The 21067-nt window shown below is 54.5% G+C and carries 16 protein-coding genes; 15 read left to right on the top strand and 1 reads right to left on the bottom strand.

Annotated features, from left to right (window positions below):
* The first annotated feature begins 30 nt into the window (after nt 1–30).
* The 11 genes from aroA (at nt 31) to LK04_RS12030 (ending at nt 12872) form a co-directional block, all read left to right on the top strand.
* Nucleotides 31–1317, top strand: coding sequence for a 3-phosphoshikimate 1-carboxyvinyltransferase (gene aroA, locus LK04_RS12080; protein ID WP_039332417.1), 1287 nt, complete (start codon nt 31–33; stop codon nt 1315–1317).
* A gap of 197 nt (nt 1318–1514) precedes the next feature.
* Nucleotides 1515–2195 carry a (d)CMP kinase gene (cmk, locus tag LK04_RS12075; protein WP_039332421.1) on the top strand — a complete coding sequence of 227 codons (681 nt, stop codon included), beginning with the start codon at nt 1515–1517 and terminating at the stop codon, nt 2193–2195.
* Between the two features lie 122 nt (nt 2196–2317).
* Nucleotides 2318–3991, top strand: a complete 1674-nt coding sequence (rpsA, locus tag LK04_RS12070) for a 30S ribosomal protein S1 (RefSeq protein ID WP_039332423.1) — start codon at nt 2318–2320, stop codon at nt 3989–3991.
* Between the two features lie 86 nt (nt 3992–4077).
* A complete protein-coding gene (ihfB, locus tag LK04_RS12065) occupies nt 4078–4362 on the top strand; it encodes an integration host factor subunit beta (protein ID WP_039332425.1) in 285 nt (94 codons plus the stop codon).
* A 205-nt stretch (nt 4363–4567) separates the two neighbouring features.
* Nucleotides 4568–6826 (top strand): DNA internalization-related competence protein ComEC/Rec2, encoded by a 2259-nt coding sequence (locus tag LK04_RS12060; RefSeq protein WP_039332427.1) that lies wholly within the window; start codon nt 4568–4570, stop codon nt 6824–6826.
* A gap of 34 nt (nt 6827–6860) precedes the next feature.
* Nucleotides 6861–8609: a lipid A ABC transporter ATP-binding protein/permease MsbA gene (gene msbA / locus LK04_RS12055; RefSeq protein ID WP_039332429.1), complete on the top strand. Its 1749-nt coding sequence runs from the start codon at nt 6861–6863 to the stop codon at nt 8607–8609.
* Nucleotides 8606–9610 carry a tetraacyldisaccharide 4'-kinase gene (gene lpxK, locus LK04_RS12050; RefSeq protein WP_039332431.1) on the top strand — a complete coding sequence of 335 codons (1005 nt, stop codon included), beginning with the start codon at nt 8606–8608 and terminating at the stop codon, nt 9608–9610. The genes msbA and lpxK overlap by 4 nt, the downstream gene beginning before the upstream one ends.
* A 19-nt stretch (nt 9611–9629) precedes the next feature.
* Complete coding sequence (locus tag LK04_RS12045; RefSeq protein ID WP_039332433.1) at nt 9630–10847, top strand: winged helix-turn-helix domain-containing protein; 1218 nt, start codon at nt 9630–9632, stop codon at nt 10845–10847.
* Nucleotides 10848–10939: 92 nt separating this feature from the next.
* Nucleotides 10940–11122 (top strand): Trm112 family protein, encoded by a 183-nt coding sequence (locus LK04_RS12040; protein WP_039332435.1) that lies wholly within the window; start codon nt 10940–10942, stop codon nt 11120–11122.
* The gene (gene kdsB / locus LK04_RS12035) at nt 11119–11868 is read left to right on the top strand and encodes a 3-deoxy-manno-octulosonate cytidylyltransferase (RefSeq protein WP_039332437.1); all 750 of its coding nucleotides are present in this window, start codon (nt 11119–11121) and stop codon (nt 11866–11868) included. The genes LK04_RS12040 and kdsB overlap by 4 nt, the downstream gene beginning before the upstream one ends.
* Before the next feature lie 110 nt (nt 11869–11978).
* On the top strand, nt 11979–12872 hold the full coding sequence (locus LK04_RS12030) for a YcbJ family phosphotransferase (protein WP_039332439.1): 894 nt from the start codon (nt 11979–11981) through the stop codon (nt 12870–12872).
* On the opposite strand, the gene elyC is transcribed toward LK04_RS12030, so the two are convergent.
* Nucleotides 12852–13637: an envelope biogenesis factor ElyC gene (gene elyC, locus LK04_RS12025; RefSeq protein ID WP_039332441.1), complete on the bottom strand. Its 786-nt coding sequence runs from the start codon at nt 13635–13637 to the stop codon at nt 12852–12854. The genes LK04_RS12030 and elyC overlap by 21 nt on opposite strands.
* Before the next feature lie 124 nt (nt 13638–13761).
* Here elyC and cmoM point away from each other — a divergent pair, with 124 nt between their 5' ends.
* From cmoM to mukB, 4 genes are read left to right on the top strand one after another with little or no spacing between them, the layout of a single operon-like run.
* Complete coding sequence (cmoM, locus tag LK04_RS12020; protein ID WP_039332454.1) at nt 13762–14535, top strand: tRNA uridine 5-oxyacetic acid(34) methyltransferase CmoM; 774 nt, start codon at nt 13762–13764, stop codon at nt 14533–14535.
* Nucleotides 14536–14546: 11 nt separating this feature from the next.
* Complete coding sequence (mukF, locus tag LK04_RS12015) at nt 14547–15869, top strand: chromosome partition protein MukF (RefSeq protein WP_039332444.1); 1323 nt, start codon at nt 14547–14549, stop codon at nt 15867–15869.
* Nucleotides 15850–16584: a chromosome partition protein MukE gene (mukE, locus tag LK04_RS12010; protein ID WP_039332446.1), complete on the top strand. Its 735-nt coding sequence runs from the start codon at nt 15850–15852 to the stop codon at nt 16582–16584. The genes mukF and mukE overlap by 20 nt, the downstream gene beginning before the upstream one ends.
* On the top strand, nt 16581–21047 hold the full coding sequence (gene mukB, locus LK04_RS12005; protein ID WP_059109803.1) for a chromosome partition protein MukB: 4467 nt from the start codon (nt 16581–16583) through the stop codon (nt 21045–21047). Before mukE ends, mukB begins: the two co-directional genes overlap by 4 nt.
* The last annotated feature ends 20 nt before the right edge of the window (nt 21048–21067 follow it).

Here is a 21067-nt window from a genome sequence, read left to right as displayed (position 1 = left end):
GTCTCGTCTTTTCTGGAGATTTGGTTTCACATGCAGGACTCCCTGACTCTACAACCGATTGCCCGCGTTGACGGCACGGTAAACTTACCGGGTTCAAAAAGCGTCTCTAACCGCGCGTTGCTGTTGGCTGCGCTGGCAAACGGCACAACTCGCCTGACGAACTTGCTGGATAGCGATGACGTCAAACACATGCTGAATGCGCTCAAAGCGCTGGGCGTCAGTTATACGCTCTCTGCCGATCGCACCGTGTGTGAAGTGGTGGGTAATGCAGGGCCACTGCACGCTGACCAGCCACTGGAGCTGTTCCTGGGGAATGCGGGTACGGCAATGCGTCCGCTGGCGGCGGCACTGTGCTTAGGCCAACAGTCGATCGTACTGACTGGTGAACCGCGCATGAAAGAGCGCCCAATTGGTCATCTGGTTGATGCGTTGCGTCAGGGCGGCGCGAACATTGATTATCTGGAGCAGACGGATTATCCCCCGTTACGCCTGAACGGCGGCTTCGTGGGTGGTGAAGTCAGCGTGGATGGCAGTGTTTCCAGCCAGTTCCTGACCGCATTGCTGATGACCGCGCCTTTGGCTGCGAAAGATACTGTTATCACCATCAAAGGTGATTTGGTTTCCAAGCCTTATATCGATATCACTCTGCACCTGATGCGTTGCTTTGGTGTGGACGTTGATAACCAAAATTATCAACGCTTTGTGGTGAAGGGCCAGCAACAATATCAGTCACCGGGTGATTATCTGGTGGAAGGTGATGCGTCTTCGGCTTCTTACTTCCTTGCTGCTGCAGCAATTAAAGGCGGAACCGTGCGTGTAACGGGTATCGGCCGCAATAGCGTGCAAGGCGATATTCGTTTTGCGGATGTGCTGGAAAAAATGGGTGCGGTGATCGAGTGGGGTGATGATTACATTGCCTGTACGCGTGGCACGCTGACCGCCATCGATATGGACATGAACCATATTCCTGATGCGGCGATGACCATTGCCACCACGGCGTTGTTTGCCAAAGGCACAACCTTAATGCGCAACATCTATAACTGGCGCGTTAAAGAAACCGATCGTCTGGCCGCGATGGCGACAGAATTGCGCAAAGTCGGTGCTGAAGTGGAAGAGGGCCACGATTTTATCCGTGTCACGCCTCCTGCCCAGTTGCAACATGCGGATATCGGTACCTACAACGATCACCGTATGGCCATGTGCTTTGCGCTGGTTGCGCTGTCCGACACGCCAGTAACCATCCTTGATCCTGGTTGCACGGCGAAAACCTTCCCGGACTACTTCCAACAGTTAGCGAAAATCAGCCACGCCTCATAATCTTCCTACCCGGTACGCTTGTGCCGGGTTTCTTCGCTCTCTTCTGGTCTTGATGAGCGGAAATTCTTCCGAATCTGACTAAAATTCTAGCGCTGTGTTCGCGAAAGGGTACTAACCTGACGCGGGCAGCGTATAATGCCGCGCAATCCAGACAGCCAAGAAGGCTGATAATAAGCACGCAGCAACAGGAGAGAACAATGACGGCAATCGCCCCGATCATTACCATTGATGGGCCAAGTGGCGCAGGTAAAGGGACTTTGTGTAAAGCGATGGCGGAGTCATTGCAGTGGCACTTGCTGGACTCTGGTGCCATTTATCGCGTATTGGCTTTGGCTGCACTTCATCATCAGGTAGATATTGAATCAGAAGAAGCGTTAGTTCCGATGGCGGCTCACCTGGATGTGCGTTTCCTTTCTGTGGAAGGTGAAATGCAGGTCATTCTTGAAGGTGAAGACGTGACGGGTGAAATTCGCACGCAAGAAGTCAGCAACACGGCTTCGCGCGTGGCAGCTTTCCCACGTGTGCGTGAAGCACTGTTGCGTCGCCAGCGTGCATTCCGTGAAGAACCAGGCCTGATTGCGGATGGTCGAGATATGGGCACCGTGGTTTTCCCCGATGCACCGGTAAAAATCTTCCTGGATGCCAGTTCGGAAGAGCGTGCGCATCGTCGTATGCTACAGTTGCAGGAGAAGGGCTTTAATGTTAACTTTGATCGCCTTTTATCCGAGATAAAGGAACGCGACGACCGCGATCGTAATCGCGCTATCGCACCTTTAGTGCCTGCCGCTGATGCTCTGGTGCTGGATTCAACCAGTATGTCCATTGAGCAAGTGATTGAAAAGGCACTCGATTATGCCCGAAGTAAGCTGGGCATGTAATCGCTAAGGCAACCGAATTGCTGTAACCCTGTACCAAGGACCCGGTGCTGGGCATGTGAAACAACCCCATCCGACAATGACGTCAGGTGGACGTTAAATTGAAGAATCCTAAGATTATCAATATGACTGAATCTTTTGCTCAACTATTTGAAGAATCACTGAAAGAAATCGAAACCCGTCCGGGTTCCATCGTTCGTGGCGTTGTTGTCTCTATCGACAAAGACGTAGTCCTGGTTGATGCGGGTCTGAAATCTGAATCTGCAATTCCTGCAGAGCAGTTCAAGAACGCAGCCGGCGAACTGGAAATCCAGGTAGGCGACGAAGTTGACGTTGCGCTGGACGCAGTAGAAGACGGCTTCGGTGAAACCCTGCTGTCCCGTGAGAAAGCTAAACGTCACGAAGCTTGGATCACGCTGGAAAAAGCTTACGAAGAAGCTGAAACTGTTACCGGTGTTATCAACGGCAAAGTTAAAGGTGGCTTCACAGTTGAGCTGAACGGTATTCGTGCGTTCCTGCCAGGTTCACTGGTTGACGTTCGTCCGGTTCGCGATACTCTGCACCTGGAAGGCAAAGAGCTTGAATTCAAAGTGATCAAGCTTGATCAGAAACGTAACAACGTGGTTGTTTCTCGCCGCGCAGTTATCGAATCTGAAAACAGCGCTGAACGTGATCAGCTGCTGGAAAACCTGCAGGAAGGCATGGAAGTTAAAGGTATCGTTAAGAACCTCACTGACTACGGCGCATTCGTGGATCTGGGTGGCGTTGACGGCCTGCTGCACATCACCGATATGGCTTGGAAACGCGTTAAGCATCCGAGCGAAATCGTCAACGTGGGCGACGAAATCACTGTTAAAGTGCTGAAGTTCGACCGCGAGCGTACTCGTGTATCTCTGGGCCTGAAACAGCTGGGCGAAGATCCATGGGTTGCTATCGCTAAGCGTTACCCAGAAGGCACCCGCCTGACTGGTCGTGTAACCAACCTGACTGATTACGGCTGCTTCGTAGAAATCGAAGAAGGCGTTGAAGGTCTGGTACACGTTTCTGAAATGGACTGGACCAACAAGAACATTCACCCATCTAAAGTTGTTAACGTGGGCGATGTTGTTGAAGTTATGGTTCTGGACATCGACGAAGAACGTCGTCGTATCTCCCTGGGTCTGAAGCAGTGCAAAAACAACCCATGGCAGCAGTTCGCTGAGACCCACAACAAAGGCGATCGCGTTGAAGGTAAAATCAAGTCAATCACTGACTTCGGTATCTTCATCGGCCTGGACGGTGGTATCGACGGTCTGGTTCACCTGTCAGACATCTCCTGGAACGCGACTGGCGAAGAAGCCGTTCGTGAGTACAAAAAAGGCGACGAAATCGCTGCTGTTGTACTGCAGGTTGATGCAGAGCGCGAGCGCATCTCTCTGGGCGTGAAGCAGTTGGCTGAAGATCCATTCAACAACTACATCACCCTGAACAAGAAAGGCGCTATCGTTAACGGTAAAGTGACTGCAGTAGACGCTAAAGGTGCTACAGTAGAATTGGCTGATGGCGTTGAAGGTTACCTGCGCGCTTCAGAAGCTTCACTGGACCGTATCGAAGACGCAACTCTGGTTCTGAGTGTTGGTGACGACGTTGAAGCTAAATTCACCGGCGTTGACCGTAAGAACCGCGTTGTAAGCCTGTCTGTTCGTGCTAAAGACCAGGCTGATGAGAAAGAAGCAATCAACACTGTTAACACCAAACAGGAAGAAAGCAACTTCTCTAGCGCTATGGCTGAAGCGTTCAAAGCGGCTAAAGGCGAGTAATCGACCCGAGGCACCGGACGATGCAAATCGTCCGGTTTCGGTAAAAGCTGTCATACCTTTCCCATTAAGGATTAACCGGAGGTTACATGACCAAGTCAGAACTGATTGAAAGACTTGCTGGCCAGCACTCTCATATCCCGGCGAAAGTCGTTGAGGATGCAGTCAAAGAGATGCTCGAGCACATGGCCACAACGTTGGCACAGGGCGAGCGCATTGAAATCCGGGGATTCGGCAGCTTTTCTTTGCACTACCGCGCACCGCGCACTGGTCGTAACCCGAAAACGGGTGACAAAGTGGATCTGGAAGGTAAATACGTTCCCCACTTCAAGCCGGGCAAAGAATTGCGTGACCGTGCAAACATATACGGCTAAGCCGTGACCGAACGACAAAAACGACACCTCAGGGTGTCGTTTTTTTTTTGCCTACAGCCAGACACTGTGCACTTGATTCCAACATCAAGTTGGCCTGCTGCAAACCCTATCGATTCCGTTGAATCCCTGCCTAAAACGCAAAATAATCACCACGCTATTCTCTCTAACCGCGCGCAAACTTATCGCTCTTTAAGGGAGATAGTGCATGCGTATGACAGGGATACTGCTGGCCCGGGCCATGATTCTGGCCACCTTAGCGTTGGTTTTTTTGCCGCAAATTCCGACAAGCGCAGCGATCGCCTCCCTGGCTGCGGCAGGCGTCGTTGCTGGATTGATGCCACTTACAGCGTTGCGTGTAACCGGCATGGGCTTACTACTGTTGTCATGGGCGCTGCTGGAAGCCCGGCAGATAATCGATTCGATAGAGGATTTGACGCCAGCCCCCGTCGATGTGACGCTGCGCATTACCGAAGTACGTGAAACAAAGCAGCAACTCAGTGCGCAGATTATCCGCGTTGGCGAAAAATATCAGTTTCCCCCGCTGTTTGTCACCCTCAGTACAGCGTCCAACGAATCACCATTTTGTGCCGGACAACGCTGGCAAATGAAACTGCGTCTGCGTGCGGTACATGGTCGATTAAATGAAGGCGGGTTTGATGCCCAACGCTTTGCACTCGCCAATCACACGCCACTGCAGGGACGTATTATCGAACAGCAGGCACAATCACTGAACTGCAGTTGGCGAGCACAGTTGGTCAACTTTCACTTACCGCGAATAGAAACGCTGCAGCAACCGGCGATATTACAAGCGTTAGCCTTTGGCGATCGCGACAGCATGACGTCTGCACAACGTCAGTTATTGCGGGAAACGGGAACCGCACATCTGATGGCAATATCGGGGATGCATATCGCACTAGCCGCCAGCGTGGGCTGGGCAATCGCTCGGGCACTGCAATTTTTCCTTCCAGCTCGATTCATTGGATATGTATTGCCCCTGGTGGGCAGCCTGGTGACGGCTGCTGTTTACTGCTGGATCTCTGGCAGCCACGCTCCAGCGCAGCGCGCGATGGTTGCCCTGACGATCTGGATACTGAGTCGGCTTGCAGGCTGGCAACTCAGTGGCTGGCAGGTTTGGACGCTGTGCATCGGCAGCCTGCTCTGGCTGGATCCACTCACCATCTTGTCAGAGAGTTTCTGGCTCTCTTCACTCGCTGTGGCGATGTTGATAGCCTGGTTTCAGTGGTATCCGCTGCCTGCGAGATTCAGCAAGGGCTGGCGATGGTTGCCGCTGCGCCTGTTGCACTTGCAGTTGGGCATGATGATCTTAATGGCACCGCTGCAAATCTATCTGTTCCAGGGCATCAGCCTCAGTGCTTTGGTTGCCAACCTTATTGCTGTGCCCGTGGTGTCATTAATTACCGTGCCATTGATTTTACTGGCACTGTTGCTACCGGTGCCGCCTGTTTCTGCCGTTTTGTGGTGGCTGGCCGACGGGTCTGTCAGTCTGGTGATGAAGGGATTGGCGCTACTCCCGGCAGGATGGTGGCCGCTGAATGAAGCAATACCCGCCGTCGCGGTGCTGTGGGTAGGGTTGATATTGTGGCGTAGCGGCTTACTGTATCGTGCGCTGACGCCATGCTGTGGTTTGGCGTTAGCTATCGTCATTTGGCGCAGCCAGACGGAGCAAGATGACTGGCAGGTGGACATGATAGATGTCGGACATGGCCTCGCCATCGCCATTACTCAGGGCAAAGACGTTGTGATGTATGACGCGGGACCACGCTGGCAACAGGATGATGCTGGCGCCCGCGTTATTTTGCCTTGGCTACACTATCAGGGGCGCAAACTACAAGCGGTGATCATTAGCCATAAACACCTGGACCATCGGGGTGGATTGCACTCATTGCGCGACGCCAATCCAGACCTTGTTATCCGTAGCGCGTTAGCAGAAGCAGGGCATTTGCCTTGTCAGCGCGGGGAACAGTGGCTGTGGGGGAAACTGACCTTCACCGCACTCTGGCCTCCGGCAGGTAATACTCAGGGGCAAAATAATGATTCCTGTGTGGTGCGGGTAGATGACGGCAAAGTCAGTCTGCTGCTCACGGGGGATATTGAGCTGGAAGCAGAAAAAAAATTAGTGGCACTGGAGAAAGAACGGCTGGCCAGCACCTTGATACAGGTTCCTCATCACGGCAGCCGGACTTCTTCTGGACCATTACTGTTACGTAGTGTTGCAGGAAAAGCGGCAATCGCCTCTGTCGCTCGCTATAACGCGTGGCGCATGCCGGCACAATCTGTGGTCTCTCGCTATCGCGAACAGGGCTACATCTGGCATGACACCGCACAATCGGGACAGATCCACATCGGTATTCGGCAAGGAGACTGGCAGATTAAGGGGTTAAGAGAGCAAATAATGCCCCGCTGGTATCATCAGTGGTTTGGCGTCAAACGTGAATCCAGGTAGAATGAGCGGCTATTTCAAACAGCGTGAATAAATAATGCATCAAGACAAAGATCTCTCAACGTGGCAGACATTCCGCCGACTCTGGCCGATGATTGCACCGCACAAAGCTGGACTGTTCGTGTCTGCGGTGGCGCTGATTCTCAATGCGGCTGGCGATACCTTAATGTTGTCGCTGTTGAAACCTTTACTGGATGATGGCTTCGGGAAAGCCGATAAGTCCGTGATGCTGTGGATGCCGCTTGCGGTGATTGGTCTGATGCTGATTCGTGGCGTCACCAGTTATATCTCCAGCTATTGTATTTCCTGGGTATCCGGCAACGTGGTAATGAACATGCGCCGCCGTTTGTTTGGTCACATGATGGGCATGCCCGTGGCATTCTTTGACCAGCAATCCACCGGTACGCTGTTATCGCGCATTACCTATGATTCGGAACAGGTTGCGTCATCTTCTTCCAGTGCTTTGGTGACGGTGGTACGCGAAGGGGCCTCGATCATTGGCCTGTTTATCATGATGTTCTATTACAGCTGGCAGCTGTCATTGATCCTGATTGTGTTGGCACCGATTGTCTCCTTTGCCATTCGCACCGTGTCCAAACGCTTCCGCAACATCAGTAAGAACATGCAGAACACCATGGGCCAGGTCACCACCAGCGCCGAACAGATGCTGAAAGGGCACAAAGAAGTGCTGATCTTTGGTGGTCAGGATGTCGAGGCAGAACGTTTTTCTCAGGTCAGTAATAAAATGCGTCAGCAGGGTATGAAGCTGGTATCGGCTTCTTCCATCTCCGATCCGGTGATTCAGCTGATTGCTTCTCTGGCCCTTGCCTTTGTACTGTATGCTGCCAGCTTCCCAAGCGTAATGGAAACCCTGACTGCCGGTACCATTACCGTGGTGTTCTCATCAATGATTGCGCTGATGCGTCCATTGAAGTCACTCACCAACGTTAACGCCCAGTTCCAACGTGGGATGGCGGCTTGCCAGACGCTGTTCTCGATTCTGGATAGTGAGCAGGAAATTGATAACGGCAAGCGTGAAATTGGCCGTGCCAAAGGTGATGTTGAATTCCGCAACGTCACCTTCACCTACCCAGGCCGTGAAGTGCCTGCACTGCGTGATATCAACCTGTCGCTGCCAGAAGGTAAAACCGTGGCACTGGTGGGGCGTTCGGGTTCGGGTAAATCGACCATGGCTAGCCTGCTGACGCGTTTTTACGACATCGATTCAGGTGAAATTCTGCTGGATGGTCACGATCTGCGTGAGTATACGCTGCGTTCGCTGCGTAATCAGGTGGCGCTGGTTTCCCAGAATGTCCACTTGTTCAACGACACCATTGCCAACAACATTGCCTATGCGCGCAACGGTGAATACACGCGTGAGCAGATCGAGCAGGCTGCCACCATGGCGCATGCCATGGACTTCATCAAGAAAATGGATAACGGCCTCGATACCGTCATTGGTGAGAACGGAGTTCTGCTGTCTGGCGGCCAGCGTCAGCGAATCGCCATCGCGCGCGCCTTGCTTCGTGATTGCCCGATTCTGATTCTCGACGAAGCCACTTCCGCGCTGGATACCGAATCTGAGCGCGCCATACAGGCCGCGCTGGATGAACTACAGAAAAACCGCACTTCGCTGGTGATTGCCCACCGCTTGTCGACCATCGAAAAGGCCGACGAAATTGTGGTGGTGGAAGATGGTCGGATTGTTGAACGTGGTACCCATGAAGTCTTGCTGGCTGAGAAGGGCGCTTATGCGCAACTTCACAAACTGCAGTTTGGCCAATGATTGAACGCATCTGGAGCGGGCGCTCGCCGTTGTGGCTACTGTTGTGGCCACTCAGCTTGCTGTATGGGGCCATCAGTGTACTGATTCGCCTTAGCTATCAGCGCGGCTGGCGTAAAAGCTGGCGTGCGCCTTGCCCGGTGATTGTAGTCGGCAACCTCACGGCTGGCGGCAATGGCAAAACGCCCGTGGTGATCTGGTTGGTACAGGCGCTGCAGCAGCGTGGTCTGCGTGCGGGTGTTGTGTCGCGCGGTTACGGTGGGAAAGCAGATCGTTACCCACTGCGGGTCACGGCGGATACCCCTACAGCGTTAGCGGGTGATGAGCCGGTGCTGATTGCGCAGCGTACAAAGGCGCCAGTGGCGGTTGCCCCTGAACGCCGTCTGGCTGTGGAAGCGCTGCTGGCCGATCACGCACTGGATGTGATTATTACTGACGATGGGCTGCAGCATTACGCCTTGCAGCGCGATCGTGAAATTGTGGTCGTGGATGGTGCACGACGTTTTGGCAATGGCTGGTGGTTACCTGCGGGTCCCATGCGTGAACGTGCTTCACGCCTGCAGGATGTGAATGCGGTTATCGTCAATGGCGGTGAGGCGCAAGCGGGAGAAATCTCGATGACGCTGCAGCCGGGCTTAGCGGTGAATCTGCTCACTGGTGATACTGCCAGTCTGGATCAGTTACCGGCGATCGTGGCGATGGCCGGTATCGGTCACCCCCCGCGCTTCTTTAATACCCTGAAGCAGCAGGGCGTCAGTCCGGTTGCTGAGGTCGCTTTTGCTGACCATCATGCCTACAGCGAAGATGAACTGGTCCGCTTAACGCAGGCCGGGCAATGTTTGCTGATGACGGAAAAAGATGCCGTGAAGTGCCGTGGCTTTGCTCAAAAGCATTGGTGGTATCTGCCGGTTGATGCGCATCTGTCGGGCGCAACACTTGATGCGCTACTCGATGATGTAACGCAACTCTGCACTACTGCGCGCGAAACCCGCTCGCGCGCATAACCGTCACAGGGAACCGAGTATGACTACCGTTAATTCCCTCTCGCTGCAAACCGCTCGTCATCTCCATCTGGCTGCCCAGGGACTGTTACGTCCGCTGGGCCGCCGCGCGCGCTTTGCGGATATTCACGCCAGCGTGCGCCAAATGTCTTTGCTGCAAATTGACACCATCAACGTGGTTGCGCGCAGCCCTTATCTGGTGTTATTTAGCCGTCTTGGCGCTTACCCAACAAACTGGCTGGAAGAGACGTTAGCTGCCGGGGAACTGTTTGAGTACTGGGCACATGAAGCCTGTTTTATCCCGTTTGAGGATTATCCGCTGCTGCGCCATCGTATGCTGGAGCCACAACGGCTTGGCTGGAAATACAGTGAGCAGTGGGTGGAAGCGCATCAGCAGGAGATTACCGACTTACTGGCACATATCAGTGAAAACGGCCCAGTTCGCGCCGCGGATTTCGCTAACGATAAGCAGACGAAACCCGGCTGGTGGGCATGGAAGCCCCATAAGCGTCATCTGGAGAATCTCTTCAGCGCCGGTGAATTGATGGTGGTAGAGCGGCGCAACTTCCAACGTGTTTACGATCTGCGCAGCCGCGTGATGCCGGAATGGAATGATGAACAGCATGCGCTTAGCGAAGCGGAAGCGGTGCTGGCGATGTTGAATCATAGCGCACGCAGCTTGGGTATTTTCCGCACGAACTGGCTGGCGGACTATTACCGGCTCAAACGCGCCCCTATCAAAACCTGGCTGGAAAAGGCAGAGGCACGGGGTGACATTGTCCGGGTCGAAGTGGAGCAACTGGGTGAAATGTGGTTGCACACAGGTCTGTTGCCGCTGTTGGAAAAAATGCCGACAGCTACGCACACTGCGTTGCTCTCTCCCTTTGATCCCGTGGTGTGGGACCGACGCCGTGCGCTTGAACTGTTTAATTTCGACTATCGTATCGAGTGTTACACCCCGGCCGAGAAACGCAAATATGGCTATTTTGTCCTGCCTGTCTTGCATCGTGGCGCTTTAAAAGCGCGTATTGATGCCAAAATGGATCGCCAGTCCCAGCAACTGGTAATTCGTGCCTTCTGGCTCGAACCCGGTGCGCGGGTGAGCAACGCGTTTCTTGAGGATGTGCAAAAAGCGATTAATCGTTTTGCACAATGGCAGGGTGCGAGCCAGGTGATACTGGAAAATGCGCCCCCCGCGTTGCTGGCTGCCTGGTCCCATCAGTGGGATATCAACCGCTGACAACACACGAATATTGCCGCGCCCAGCGCACTGTGGCCGGGTGCGCTATGGTATGCTTAGTGCCTGACGAATCGGTGCTAAAGGAGAAAATGATGGATCACCGTTTACTTGAGATTGTTGCTTGTCCGGTTTGTAACGGAAAACTGTATTTCAACAAAGAGCAGCAGGAGCTGATCTGCAAACCTGACGGACTGGCCTTCCCGGTGCGTGACGGCATTCCCGTGTTACTGGAAGTGGAAGCCCGTACCCTGTCAGTTGAAGAGATCCATCCATGAGTTTCGTCGCGATCATCCCAGCGCGTTACGCATCGACGCGCCTGCCAGGCAAACCGCTGGTGGATATTCACGGCAAACCGATGGTGGTGCACGTGATGGAGCGTGCGCGCGAATCGGGAGCGGATCGGGTAATTGTCGCCACTGACCACCCAGAAGTGGCTGCAGCGGTGACGGCAGCGGGTGGTGAAGTCTGTATGACGCGCCCCGATCACCAATCTGGCACCGAACGTCTGGCCGAAGTGATCGAAAAATACCAGTTTGCCGATGACACTATCATCGTCAACGTGCAGGGTGATGAGCCGATGATCCCGGCTGAAATCGTCCGTCAGGTCGCGAATAATCTGGCGCAAGCCGATGCAGGAATGGCGACTCTGGCGGTGCCGATCACCGATGCTGAGGAAGCGTTCAATCCCAATGCCGTTAAAGTGGTGATGGATGCCAAAGGCTACGCGCTCTATTTTTCACGCGCCACCATTCCCTGGGATCGTGAGCGTTACGCGAAATCGCGTGAGCAAATTGGTGACACATTACTACGACACATCGGTATCTATGCCTATCGTGCCGGATTTGTCCGTCGCTATATCGCCTGGGAGCCGTGTTCGCTGGAACACATTGAGCTGCTCGAGCAGTTGCGCGTATTGTGGTATGGCGAGAAGATTCACGTCGCGGTGGCGCAAACCGTGCCAAGCGTTGGCGTGGATACACCGGAAGACCTGGCGCGCGTACGTGCGGCCATGCAAGGTTAATCTCCTATCGGCCAGCCACGTGTGCTGGCCACAAAGTTTGATCTGGCGCTAAGTATTACGCCACCATGGCCTCCAGGATAGTAAAGTCTTTTGACCGCGGAGGATAACGCATGGAACAGCTCCGTTCAGAACTGGCGCTGGTACTGGGTGAAGGTATCAGCCGCCTCGAAACCATCAGCGAACAGGCGCAATCGCGTCTGTATGCACTCTATGACAACAGCGGTAAGCCTATGCCGCTGGTGGCGAAGTATTTCCGTCATCAGGGTCGCGCTGCGCTAGAAGCCAAAAAACTTACAATGCTGGGCCATGATGGCCTGGTGCCGGTGCCTGCGGTCTTTGGCTTAGTGCTGAGCCAGCAGCAACCGGTGCATGAAATGCTGTTGATGGCTCGTTTCAATGGTGTATCGGCTGAGGCACCGGCCCGTACCTCACTCCGTTGGGAGCAACTGTGCGAACAGATCGTTGAGGGTGTGCTGGGCTGGCATCGAATCGACAGCCACGGTTTAGTGGGCCGTGTCGATAGTGTGCAGGAGAACAGCTGGCCTGCGTGGTATCGCCAGCGTGTTGAAGTGTTGTGGTCGACGCTCGGCTACCTCTCACCGCCCTCATTTACGTTAGAAGATCGGCAGATTTTGTTCCGCAGTCGCCAGCAATTAACTCAATTGTTTGCCGATTTCGATGACCCCTGCGTGCTGATGCATGGCAATCTGCGCCTGGCCAGTATGTTGAAGGATGCGCACAGCGACCAACTGGTGGCGATGATGCAACCCGGCAATATTCTGTGGGCTCCACGCGAATATGAGCTGATGCGGCTGGCTGATAGCGGTGCCGAAGCCTCATTGCTGCAACACTATCTGCAGCGTGCACCGGTGGCCGAAGGCTTTGTCTGGCGGCGCTGGCTATACCAGCTGTGGGATTGTGTGGATACCTTAGTCAGCAGCGGACAGTTTGACCGTCCGCGCTTCGACAATGCCCGTGAACAGTTACTGCCCTGGCTCGGCTGAGTTAAGGTCATCACCACGCAGCCGCTGCCAGATTTGCCCTAATGTTTCATAAATGGCGCGCTCACTGTGACTTAACCATAGCGGCGAAGGCAGAATACGATCCCACGCACTGATAGGTGAGGTAATCGCGAGCTGGTTCGCGGGGGCGGCAATCGGATTCATGCCTGCGCTCTGGAAAAAGTGCATCGCACGGGGCAGATGGTTAGCAGAAGAGACCAACAGGAAAGGGTGTTGTCCAATGGTTTGCTTCACTGCCTGCGCTTCTTCACCGGTGTCGTGAGGTTGATCCAGTGTAATGATCGCCTCAGGCGGCACGCCCAGACTTTCCGCCACTTCCGCCGCCACGCTGGCGTTGCTGCGACGGTTAAACCCCGCTGCTGCGCCGGTGAAGATCATTTTGGCCTGCGGATAGCGCCGCCACTGGCGAACACCTTCCGCCACTCGCGGCAGGCTGTTGTTAATCAAATTGGAGCTGGGAGCCCAATTCGGATTGAAGGTATAGCCACCGCCGAGCACCACGATATAATCCACCGGTTCCGTGCCGTTCCAGGTCGCATAGTGACGTTCCAGCGGCAGCAGTAAGCGGTCGGCGATGGGTTGCAGGCTCAGCAACAAGAGCATTAGCCAACTGGCGGAGATAAGGATTTTGCCGCTTTTTTGCCAACGGCTAAACCAGAGCAGCAAAAGTCCCGCCGCCATCAGTGACAGCAGCAGTGGCAAAGGCAATAACATCGCGCCAATCCATTTTTTTAATGCAAAAAACATTGAAAATTGCTCCTTTTGTCCGAAAAAACAGCAGCCAGACAGTTACGGTGGCGTGAAAGGTTCATTCTTGTCGAGCCTGTGACAAAATAGCATAAGTTGAATGCAGCAGATCGGAGCCATCATCATGCAGGATCGTAACTTTGACGATCTGGCGGACAAATTCTCGCAGAACATTTATGGCACGCGCAAAGGGCAGGTGCGCCAGGCGATCCTGTGGGACGAGCTTGATGCCTTGTTACCCACTTTGCCAGATGGCCCGCTTGCCGTGCTGGATGCCGGCGGCGGCGTAGGACAAATTTCAAGTGGTCTGGCGGCGCGTGGCCATCAGGTATTGCTGTGCGATCTCTCTGCTGAGATGCTGAAACTGGCGGAAGCCCATGCCCACACCGAGGGTGTGAGCCACAACATGCAATTCAAACAAATTAGCGCCCAGCAGGTTGGTGAACATTTGGATAAGCCAGTTGATCTGGTATTGTTTCACGCTGTGTTGGAGTGGGTAGCCGAACCGGAAGCAGTGCTCCGCGCGCTGTGGCAAACGCTGAAGCCCGGCGGAGTGTTGTCATTGATGTTTTACAATGCGCACAGCCTAACGTTCCGCACGCTGCAACTCGGTAATTTCGGCTACCTGCGTGCCAATATGACCAAACGTAAAAAGCGGACACTATCGCCGGATTTCCCGCGCGATCCTGAGGACGTCAATCGCTGGTTGGTCGCGGCAGGTTTTGAGATTGAGCAGCGAGCCGGGATTCGTGTGTTTTGTGATTACATGAAACCCCCACCGCCTGGCGTTGTGAAGAGCATAGAAGACATTATTGAAATGGAACGGCGCTACTGTCGTCAGGAGCCCTTTTTAAGCTTAGGGCGCTATATCCACGTGACCGCGCGCAAACCCAGGTAGAAGGATCAACTATGAGCGAATTTTCCCAGACGGTCCCCGAATTGGTGGCATGGGCGCGCAAGAATGACTTTTCACTTGCGTTGCCGGTAGAACGTCTGGCCTTTTTGCTGGCCATTGCCACCTTAAACGGTGAGCGCATGGACGGTGAAATGAGTGAAGGTGAACTGATCGACGCGTTTCGTCACGTCAGTAAAGCGTTCGAACAAACCAACGAAACTGTGCAAGTGCGTGCTAATAACGCCATCAATGACATGGTGCGTCAACGCTTGCTGAACCGCTTTACCAGCGAACTGACGGAAGGGCATGCCATCTATCGCCTGACGCCGCTCGCCATCGGCATTACCGACTACTACATCCGTCAGCGTGAGTTTTCTACGCTGCGTCTGTCGATGCAGTTGTCGATCGTAGCCCAGGAATTGAAGCGCGCCGCCGATGCCGCTGAAGAGGATGGCGACGAATTCCACTGGCATCGTAACGTCTTCGCGCCGCTGAAATACTCCGTGGCGGAGATCTTCGACAGCATCGATATGACGCAACGTTTGATGGATGAGCAGCAGCAAGCGGTGAAAACGGACATCGCCGATCTGCTCAATCAAGACTGGCGTGCGGCAATTTCCAGCTGTGAGCTGTTGCTGTCAGAAACCTCCGGCACGTTGCGTGAATTGCAGGATACGCTGGAAGCTGCGGGCGATAAGTTGCAGGCTAACCTGTTACGCATTCAGGACGCCACGCTGAGCAGCCCGGATCTCGGCTTTGTCGACAAACTGGTGTATGACCTGCAAAGCAAGCTGGACCGCATCATCAGTTGGGGCCAGCAGGCCATCGATTTGTGGATTGGCTACGACCGCCACGTGCATAAGTTTATTCGTACCGCCATCGACATGGATAAGAACCGCGTGTTCGCACAGCGTTTACGCCTGTCGGTGCAGAACTACTTCGATCAACCCTGGGCGCTGACCTACGCCAATGCCGATCGCCTCTACGATATGCGTGATGAAGAGATGACGCTGCGTAATGACGAGGTGATGGGTGAACTGCCGCCTGAGATGGAATACGAAGAGTTTAACGAGATTCGCGAGCAGCTGGCCGCGATGATCGAAGAAGCCTTACAGATTTATAAGCAAGAGCAAAAGCCGCTCAACCTCGCCACCGTGATGCGTGACTATCTGTCGCAGTATCCGCGTGCGCGCCACTTTGATTTGGCGCGCATCGTCATCGATCAAGCGGTGCGACTGGGTGTGGCAGAAGCTGATTTAGCCGGTCTGCCCGCGCAGTGGCAGACCATTAATGATTACGGAGCCAAGGTGCAGGCACATGTCATCGACAAATATTGAACAAGTGATGCCAGTTAAGCTGGCGTTGGCACTGGCAAACCCGATTTTCCCTGCGCTTGACAGTCTGTTGCGTGCGGGACGCCACATCGGCATCGAAGAGCTGGATAATCACGCTTTTTTGATGGATTACCAGGAGTACCTGGAAGAGTTTTATGCGCGCTACAACGTTGAACTGATGCGCGCACCCGAAGGTTTCTTTTATTTGCGTCCGCGCTCAACCACGCTGATTCCGCGCTCGGTACTCTCAGAGCTGGACATGATGGTGGGCAAAATCCTGTGCTACCTCTACCTCAGCCCGGAACGTCTGGCGAATGAAGGAATTTTCACCCAGCAGGAGCTGTATGACGAGCTGCTGTCGCTGGCTGATGAGAGCAAGTTGCTGAAGCTGGTGAATCAGCGTTCAACCGGCTCAGACCTGGACCGCGCCAAACTGCAGGAAAAAATGCGTGCTTCATTGAGCCGCCTGCGCCGTTTGGGCATGGTGTGGTTTATGGGCAACGACAGCAGTAAATTCCGCATTATGGAGTCCGTATTCCGCTTTGGTGCGGATGTGCGCAGCGGTGATGATGCGCGCGAAGCGCAACTGCGCCTGATCCGTGATGGTGAAGCCATGACGCTGGAGACGAAACCCGCAGCCAATGAGAGTGATGACGCAGAAAATGAACAGGACGCTGAAAGCGATGCGAATGATCACGCGGAGGATGAACAGGAATGATTGAACGCGGTAAATTTCGTTCGCTAACGCTGGTCAACTGGAACGGTTTCTTTGCCCGTACTTTTGATCTCGATGCGTTGGTGACCACGCTTTCCGGCGGTAATGGTGCCGGTAAATCCACCACCATGGCCGCGTTTGTCACGGCGCTGATCCCCGATTTAACGCTGCTGCATTTCCGTAACACCACCGAAGCGGGTGCCACCTCTGGCTCACGTGACAAAGGTCTGCACGGTAAACTGCGTGCGGGCGTCTGCTATTCGGTGCTGGATGTCGTCAATTCACGCCATCAGCGTGTGGTGGTGGGCGTACGACTGCAGCAAGTGGCCGGTCGCGATAAGAAAGTCGATATCAAGCCTTTCAGTATTCACGGCTTGCCGACGGACTCTCAGCCGACAGATATGCTGACCGAAATTCTTAACAGCCGTCAGGCGCGTGTGTTACCGCTGGCGGAAGTGAAAGAACGAGTCGAGGCGCAGGAAGGCGTACAGTTCCGTCAGTACAACTCCGTAACTGATTACCACGCGGTGCTGTTTGAGCTGGGCGTGGTGCCGCGTCGTCTGCGCACCGCAGGCGATCGTAGTAAATTCTATCGTTTGATTGAGGCATCGCTGTACGGCGGTATCTCCAGTGCGATCACCCGTTCATTGCGCGATTACCTGCTGCCAGAAAATGGCGGCGTGCGCAAAGCTTTCCAGGATATGGAAGCGGCGCTGCGTGAGAACCGCATGACGCTGGAAGCGATTCGCGTCACGCAATCCGATCGCGACCTGTTTAAACATCTGATTTCTGAATCGACCAGCTACGTTTCTGCGGATTATATGCGTCATGCCAATGAGCGACGTATTCATCTCGACGGTGCGCTGCAACTGCGTAATGAGCTGTTTACCAGCCGCAACCAACTGGCATCGGAGCAGTATCGCCATATCGAGATGGCACGAGAGTTGTCTGAGCATAACGGTGCAGAAAACGATCTGGAAACCGATTATCAAGGTGCCAGCGATCACCTGAATCTGGTGCAGACCGCCATGCGCCAGCAGGAGAAGATTGAGCGTTATGATGCCGATCTCGAAGAGTTGACTTACCGCCTCGAAGAGCAGAATGAGGTGGTGGCAGAAGCGCGTGAAGTGCAGGAAGAGAACGAAGCGCGCGCCGAAGCAGCAGAAATCGAAGTGGATGAGCTGAAAAGCCAGTTAGCCGACTTCCAGCAGGCGCTCGATGTGCAGCAAACCCGCGCGATTCAGTATCAGCAAGCCTTACAGGCGCTGGAAAAAGCGCGTACGCAGTGTCAGTTGCCGGGTCTGACCATCGATAACGCGGCTGAATGGCAAGAAACGTTCCAGGCACGTGAAGAAGAAGCGACTGAGCAACTGCTGCGTCTGGAACAGAAACTCAGCGTGGCCGAAGCGGCCCACAGTCAGTTTGAGCAGGCACTGGCGCTGGTCACCAGCATTGCCGGTGAGGTTAGCCGTCAGGATGCATGGCAAGTCGGACGTGAGTTACTGCGCGATGCGGCCAATCAGCGCCATCACGCGGATCAACTCTCTTCACTGCGTTTGCGCCTCAACGAACTGGAAACGCGTCTGCGTGAACAGCATGACGCCGAGCGTTTGCTGGCTGACTTCTGCAAACGCCAGGGGCAGCAGTACGACGCGGATGCGCTGGAAGGGCTGCAACGTGAATTAGAAGCACAGATTGAGCAGTTGAATGAAAGCGTTGCAGATGCGGGTGAACGCCGCATGCTGATGCGTCAGGAGCTGGAACAACTGCGCGAACGTATCACGGCATTGACCGCCCGTGCGCCGCACTGGTTGGCCGCGCAGGAAATCCTGACTCAGCTCAGTGAGCAGACCGGACAAGCGCTGACCAATAGCCAGCAAATCACCGAATTTATGCAGCAGTTGCTGGAGCGTGAGCGTGAAACCACCGTCGAGCGCGACGACGTGGCGGCCCGCAAGCGTGAGGTAGAGCAGCAAATCGAGCGCCTTAGCCAGCCAGGCGGTGCCGAAGATGCCCGCCTGACCCAGCTTGCGGAGCGTTTTGGCGGTGTGCTGCTGTCGGAAATCTACGATGACGTCACGCTCGACGACGCACCCTATTTCTCGGCGCTGTATGGTCCTTCTCGCCACGCCATCGTGGTGCCGGATCTGTCGTTGGTGCGTGAGTTGTTGGATGGCCTCGACGATTGTCCGGAAGATCTCTATTTAATCGAAGGGGATCCGCAGTCCTTTGATGACAGCGTATTCAGCGTCGATGAGCTGGAAAAAGCAGTCGTGGTGAAGGTGGCAGAGCGCCAGTGGCGCTACTCTCGCTTCCCGAAAGTGCCGTTGTTTGGTCGCGCTGCGCGTGAAAATCAGCTGGAACTGCTGAACAACGAACGCGAGCAGCTGGCGGAGCGTTTTGCCACGCTCTCGTTCGATGTGCAGAAAACCCAGCGTTTGCATCAATCCTTTAGCCGTTTTATCGGCAGTCATCTGGCGGTAGCCTTTGATGAGGATCCTGAAGCGCAAATCCGCCAACTCAATAGCCGTCGTGGCGAGCTGGAACGCGCTTTGGCGCAGCATGAGAATGACAACCAGCAACAGCGTGCGCAGTTCGAGCAGGCCAAAGAAGGTGTCAGCCAGCTGAACCGCCTGTTACCGCGCGTAAACCTGCTGTTGGACGATTCGCTAGGCGATCGCTGCGAAGAGATCCGCGAGCGCGTTGAAGAGGCACAGGAAGCAGCGCGTTTCTTACATCAGCACAGCACTAAACTCAGCAAGCTGGAGCCACTGGTCTCCGTGTTGCAAAGCGATCCTCAGCAGCATGACCAACTGGAACGTGACTATCAGCAGGCGCAACAGCAGCAGCGCGATGCTCGTCAGCAGGCCTTTGCCCTGACGGAAGTGGTGCAGCGCCGCGCGCACTTCAGCTACGAAGATTCAGCGGGCATGCTGAATGGCAACACCGATCTTAACGAGAAACTGCGCCGTCGTCTTGAACAAGCAGAAGCCGAGCGCAGCAGCGCGCGTGAACGCCTGCGTGGCCATCAGGCCCAGCTCACGCAGTATTCGCAAGTATTGGCGTCACTGAAAAGTTCCTACGATGCCAAGCGCGACATGCTGAAAGAGATGCAGCAAGAGATGCAGGACATTGGGGTTCATGCCGATGCCAGCGCCGAAGAGCGTGCACGTATTCGCCGTGATGAGCTGTACACGGCGCTGAGCCATAACCGTGCGCGTCGCAATCAGCTGGAAAAACAGCTGACCTTCTGCGAAGCCGAAATGGACAGCCTGCAGAAAAAACTGCGTAAGCTGGAGCGCGATTACCATGTGATTCGCGAGCAGGTGGTCAGTGCCAAAGCGGGTTGGTGCACGGTACTGCGATTGGTGAAAGAGAATGGCGTTGAGCGCCGTCTGCATCGTCGTGAACTCGCTTATCTGAGCGGTGACGAGCTACGTTCGATGTCAGATAAGGCCTTGGGTGCGCTGCGTCTGGCGGTGGCAGATAACGAGCATTTACGCGATGTATTGCGTATGTCAGAAGATCCCAAACGCCCGGAGCGCAAGGTTCAATTCTTTATCGCGGTGTATCAGCATCTGCGTGAGCGTATCCGCCAGGATATCATTCGCACCGACGATCCGGTTGAAGCCATCGAACAGATGGAAATCGAGCTGAATCGACTGACGGAAGAGTTGACCGCGCGCGAGCAAACACTGGCTATCAGCTCCCGCAGTGCGGCTAACATCATTCGTAAGACTATTCAGCGCGAGCAGAACCGTATTCGTCAGCTGAACCAAGGCCTGCAGGCGGTGAGTTTTGGTCAGGTGCGCAGTGTGCGTCTCAACGTCAATGTCCGCGAAGCGCACTCAACGCTGCTGGATACCTTGTCAGAACAGCATGAAGCGCATCAGGATCTGTTTACCAGTAATCGTCTGACCTTCTCGGAAGCACTGGCAAAATTGTATCAGCGCCTCAACCCACAAATCGATATGGGTCAGCGCACGCCGCAAACCATCGGTGAAGAGCTGCTCGACTACCGCAACTATCTGGAGATGGAAGTGGAGGTTAACCGTGGTTCGGATGGCTGGCTGCGCGCAGAGAGCGGTGCGTTGTCGACCGGTGAAGCGATTGGTACCGGTATGTCGATTCTGGTGATGGTGGTGCAGAGCTGGGAAGAGGAGTCCCGTCGTCTGCGCGGTAAGGATATTTCGCCGTGCCGTCTGCTGTTCCTTGATGAAGCAGCGCGTCTTGATGCCCGTTCGATTGCCACGCTGTTTGAACTCTGTGAACGTCTGGAGATGCAGCTGGTGATTGCTGCGCCAGAGAACATCAGTCCGGAAAAAGGGACCACTTACAAGCTGGTACGTAAAGTGTTCAATAATACGGAACACGTTCATGTGGTCGGTCTGCGTGGCTTCTCTGCGGACCCGGCACCGGTGAAGCGTGAGAACAGCGATATCGATTTGGAAACAGAAAATACCTAGCGCTGAATCTGGTTAAAAAA

Origin of the sequence: Pantoea vagans, assembly GCF_001506165.1 — a bacterium.
Lineage (GTDB): Bacteria > Pseudomonadota > Gammaproteobacteria > Enterobacterales > Enterobacteriaceae > Pantoea > Pantoea vagans_C.
Note: the sequence above shows the minus strand (reverse complement) of the source record. Positions and strands in the feature narration are given on the sequence as shown.

Excerpts from the sequence above, each read along its gene's own strand:
- LK04_RS12030 (WP_039332439.1), top strand. The coding sequence starts at position 11,979 with ATGGAACAGCTCCGTTCAGAACTGGCGCTGGTACTGGGTGAAGGTATC.
- LK04_RS12060 (WP_039332427.1), top strand. The coding sequence starts at position 4,568 with ATGCGTATGACAGGGATACTGCTGGCCCGGGCCATGATTCTGGCCACC.
- elyC (WP_039332441.1), bottom strand. The coding sequence starts at position 13,637 with ATGTTTTTTGCATTAAAAAAATGGATTGGCGCGATGTTATTGCCTTTG.
- mukF (WP_039332444.1), top strand. The coding sequence starts at position 14,547 with ATGAGCGAATTTTCCCAGACGGTCCCCGAATTGGTGGCATGGGCGCGC.
- LK04_RS12040 (WP_039332435.1), top strand. The coding sequence starts at position 10,940 with ATGGATCACCGTTTACTTGAGATTGTTGCTTGTCCGGTTTGTAACGGA.
- msbA (WP_039332429.1), top strand. The coding sequence starts at position 6,861 with ATGCATCAAGACAAAGATCTCTCAACGTGGCAGACATTCCGCCGACTC.
- mukE (WP_039332446.1), top strand. The coding sequence starts at position 15,850 with ATGTCATCGACAAATATTGAACAAGTGATGCCAGTTAAGCTGGCGTTG.
- ihfB (WP_039332425.1), top strand. The coding sequence starts at position 4,078 with ATGACCAAGTCAGAACTGATTGAAAGACTTGCTGGCCAGCACTCTCAT.
- aroA (WP_039332417.1), top strand. The coding sequence starts at position 31 with ATGCAGGACTCCCTGACTCTACAACCGATTGCCCGCGTTGACGGCACG.
- lpxK (WP_039332431.1), top strand. The coding sequence starts at position 8,606 with ATGATTGAACGCATCTGGAGCGGGCGCTCGCCGTTGTGGCTACTGTTG.
- rpsA (WP_039332423.1), top strand. The coding sequence starts at position 2,318 with ATGACTGAATCTTTTGCTCAACTATTTGAAGAATCACTGAAAGAAATC.
- cmoM (WP_039332454.1), top strand. The coding sequence starts at position 13,762 with ATGCAGGATCGTAACTTTGACGATCTGGCGGACAAATTCTCGCAGAAC.
- LK04_RS12045 (WP_039332433.1), top strand. The coding sequence starts at position 9,630 with ATGACTACCGTTAATTCCCTCTCGCTGCAAACCGCTCGTCATCTCCAT.
- cmk (WP_039332421.1), top strand. The coding sequence starts at position 1,515 with ATGACGGCAATCGCCCCGATCATTACCATTGATGGGCCAAGTGGCGCA.
- kdsB (WP_039332437.1), top strand. The coding sequence starts at position 11,119 with ATGAGTTTCGTCGCGATCATCCCAGCGCGTTACGCATCGACGCGCCTG.
- mukB (WP_059109803.1), top strand. The coding sequence starts at position 16,581 with ATGATTGAACGCGGTAAATTTCGTTCGCTAACGCTGGTCAACTGGAAC.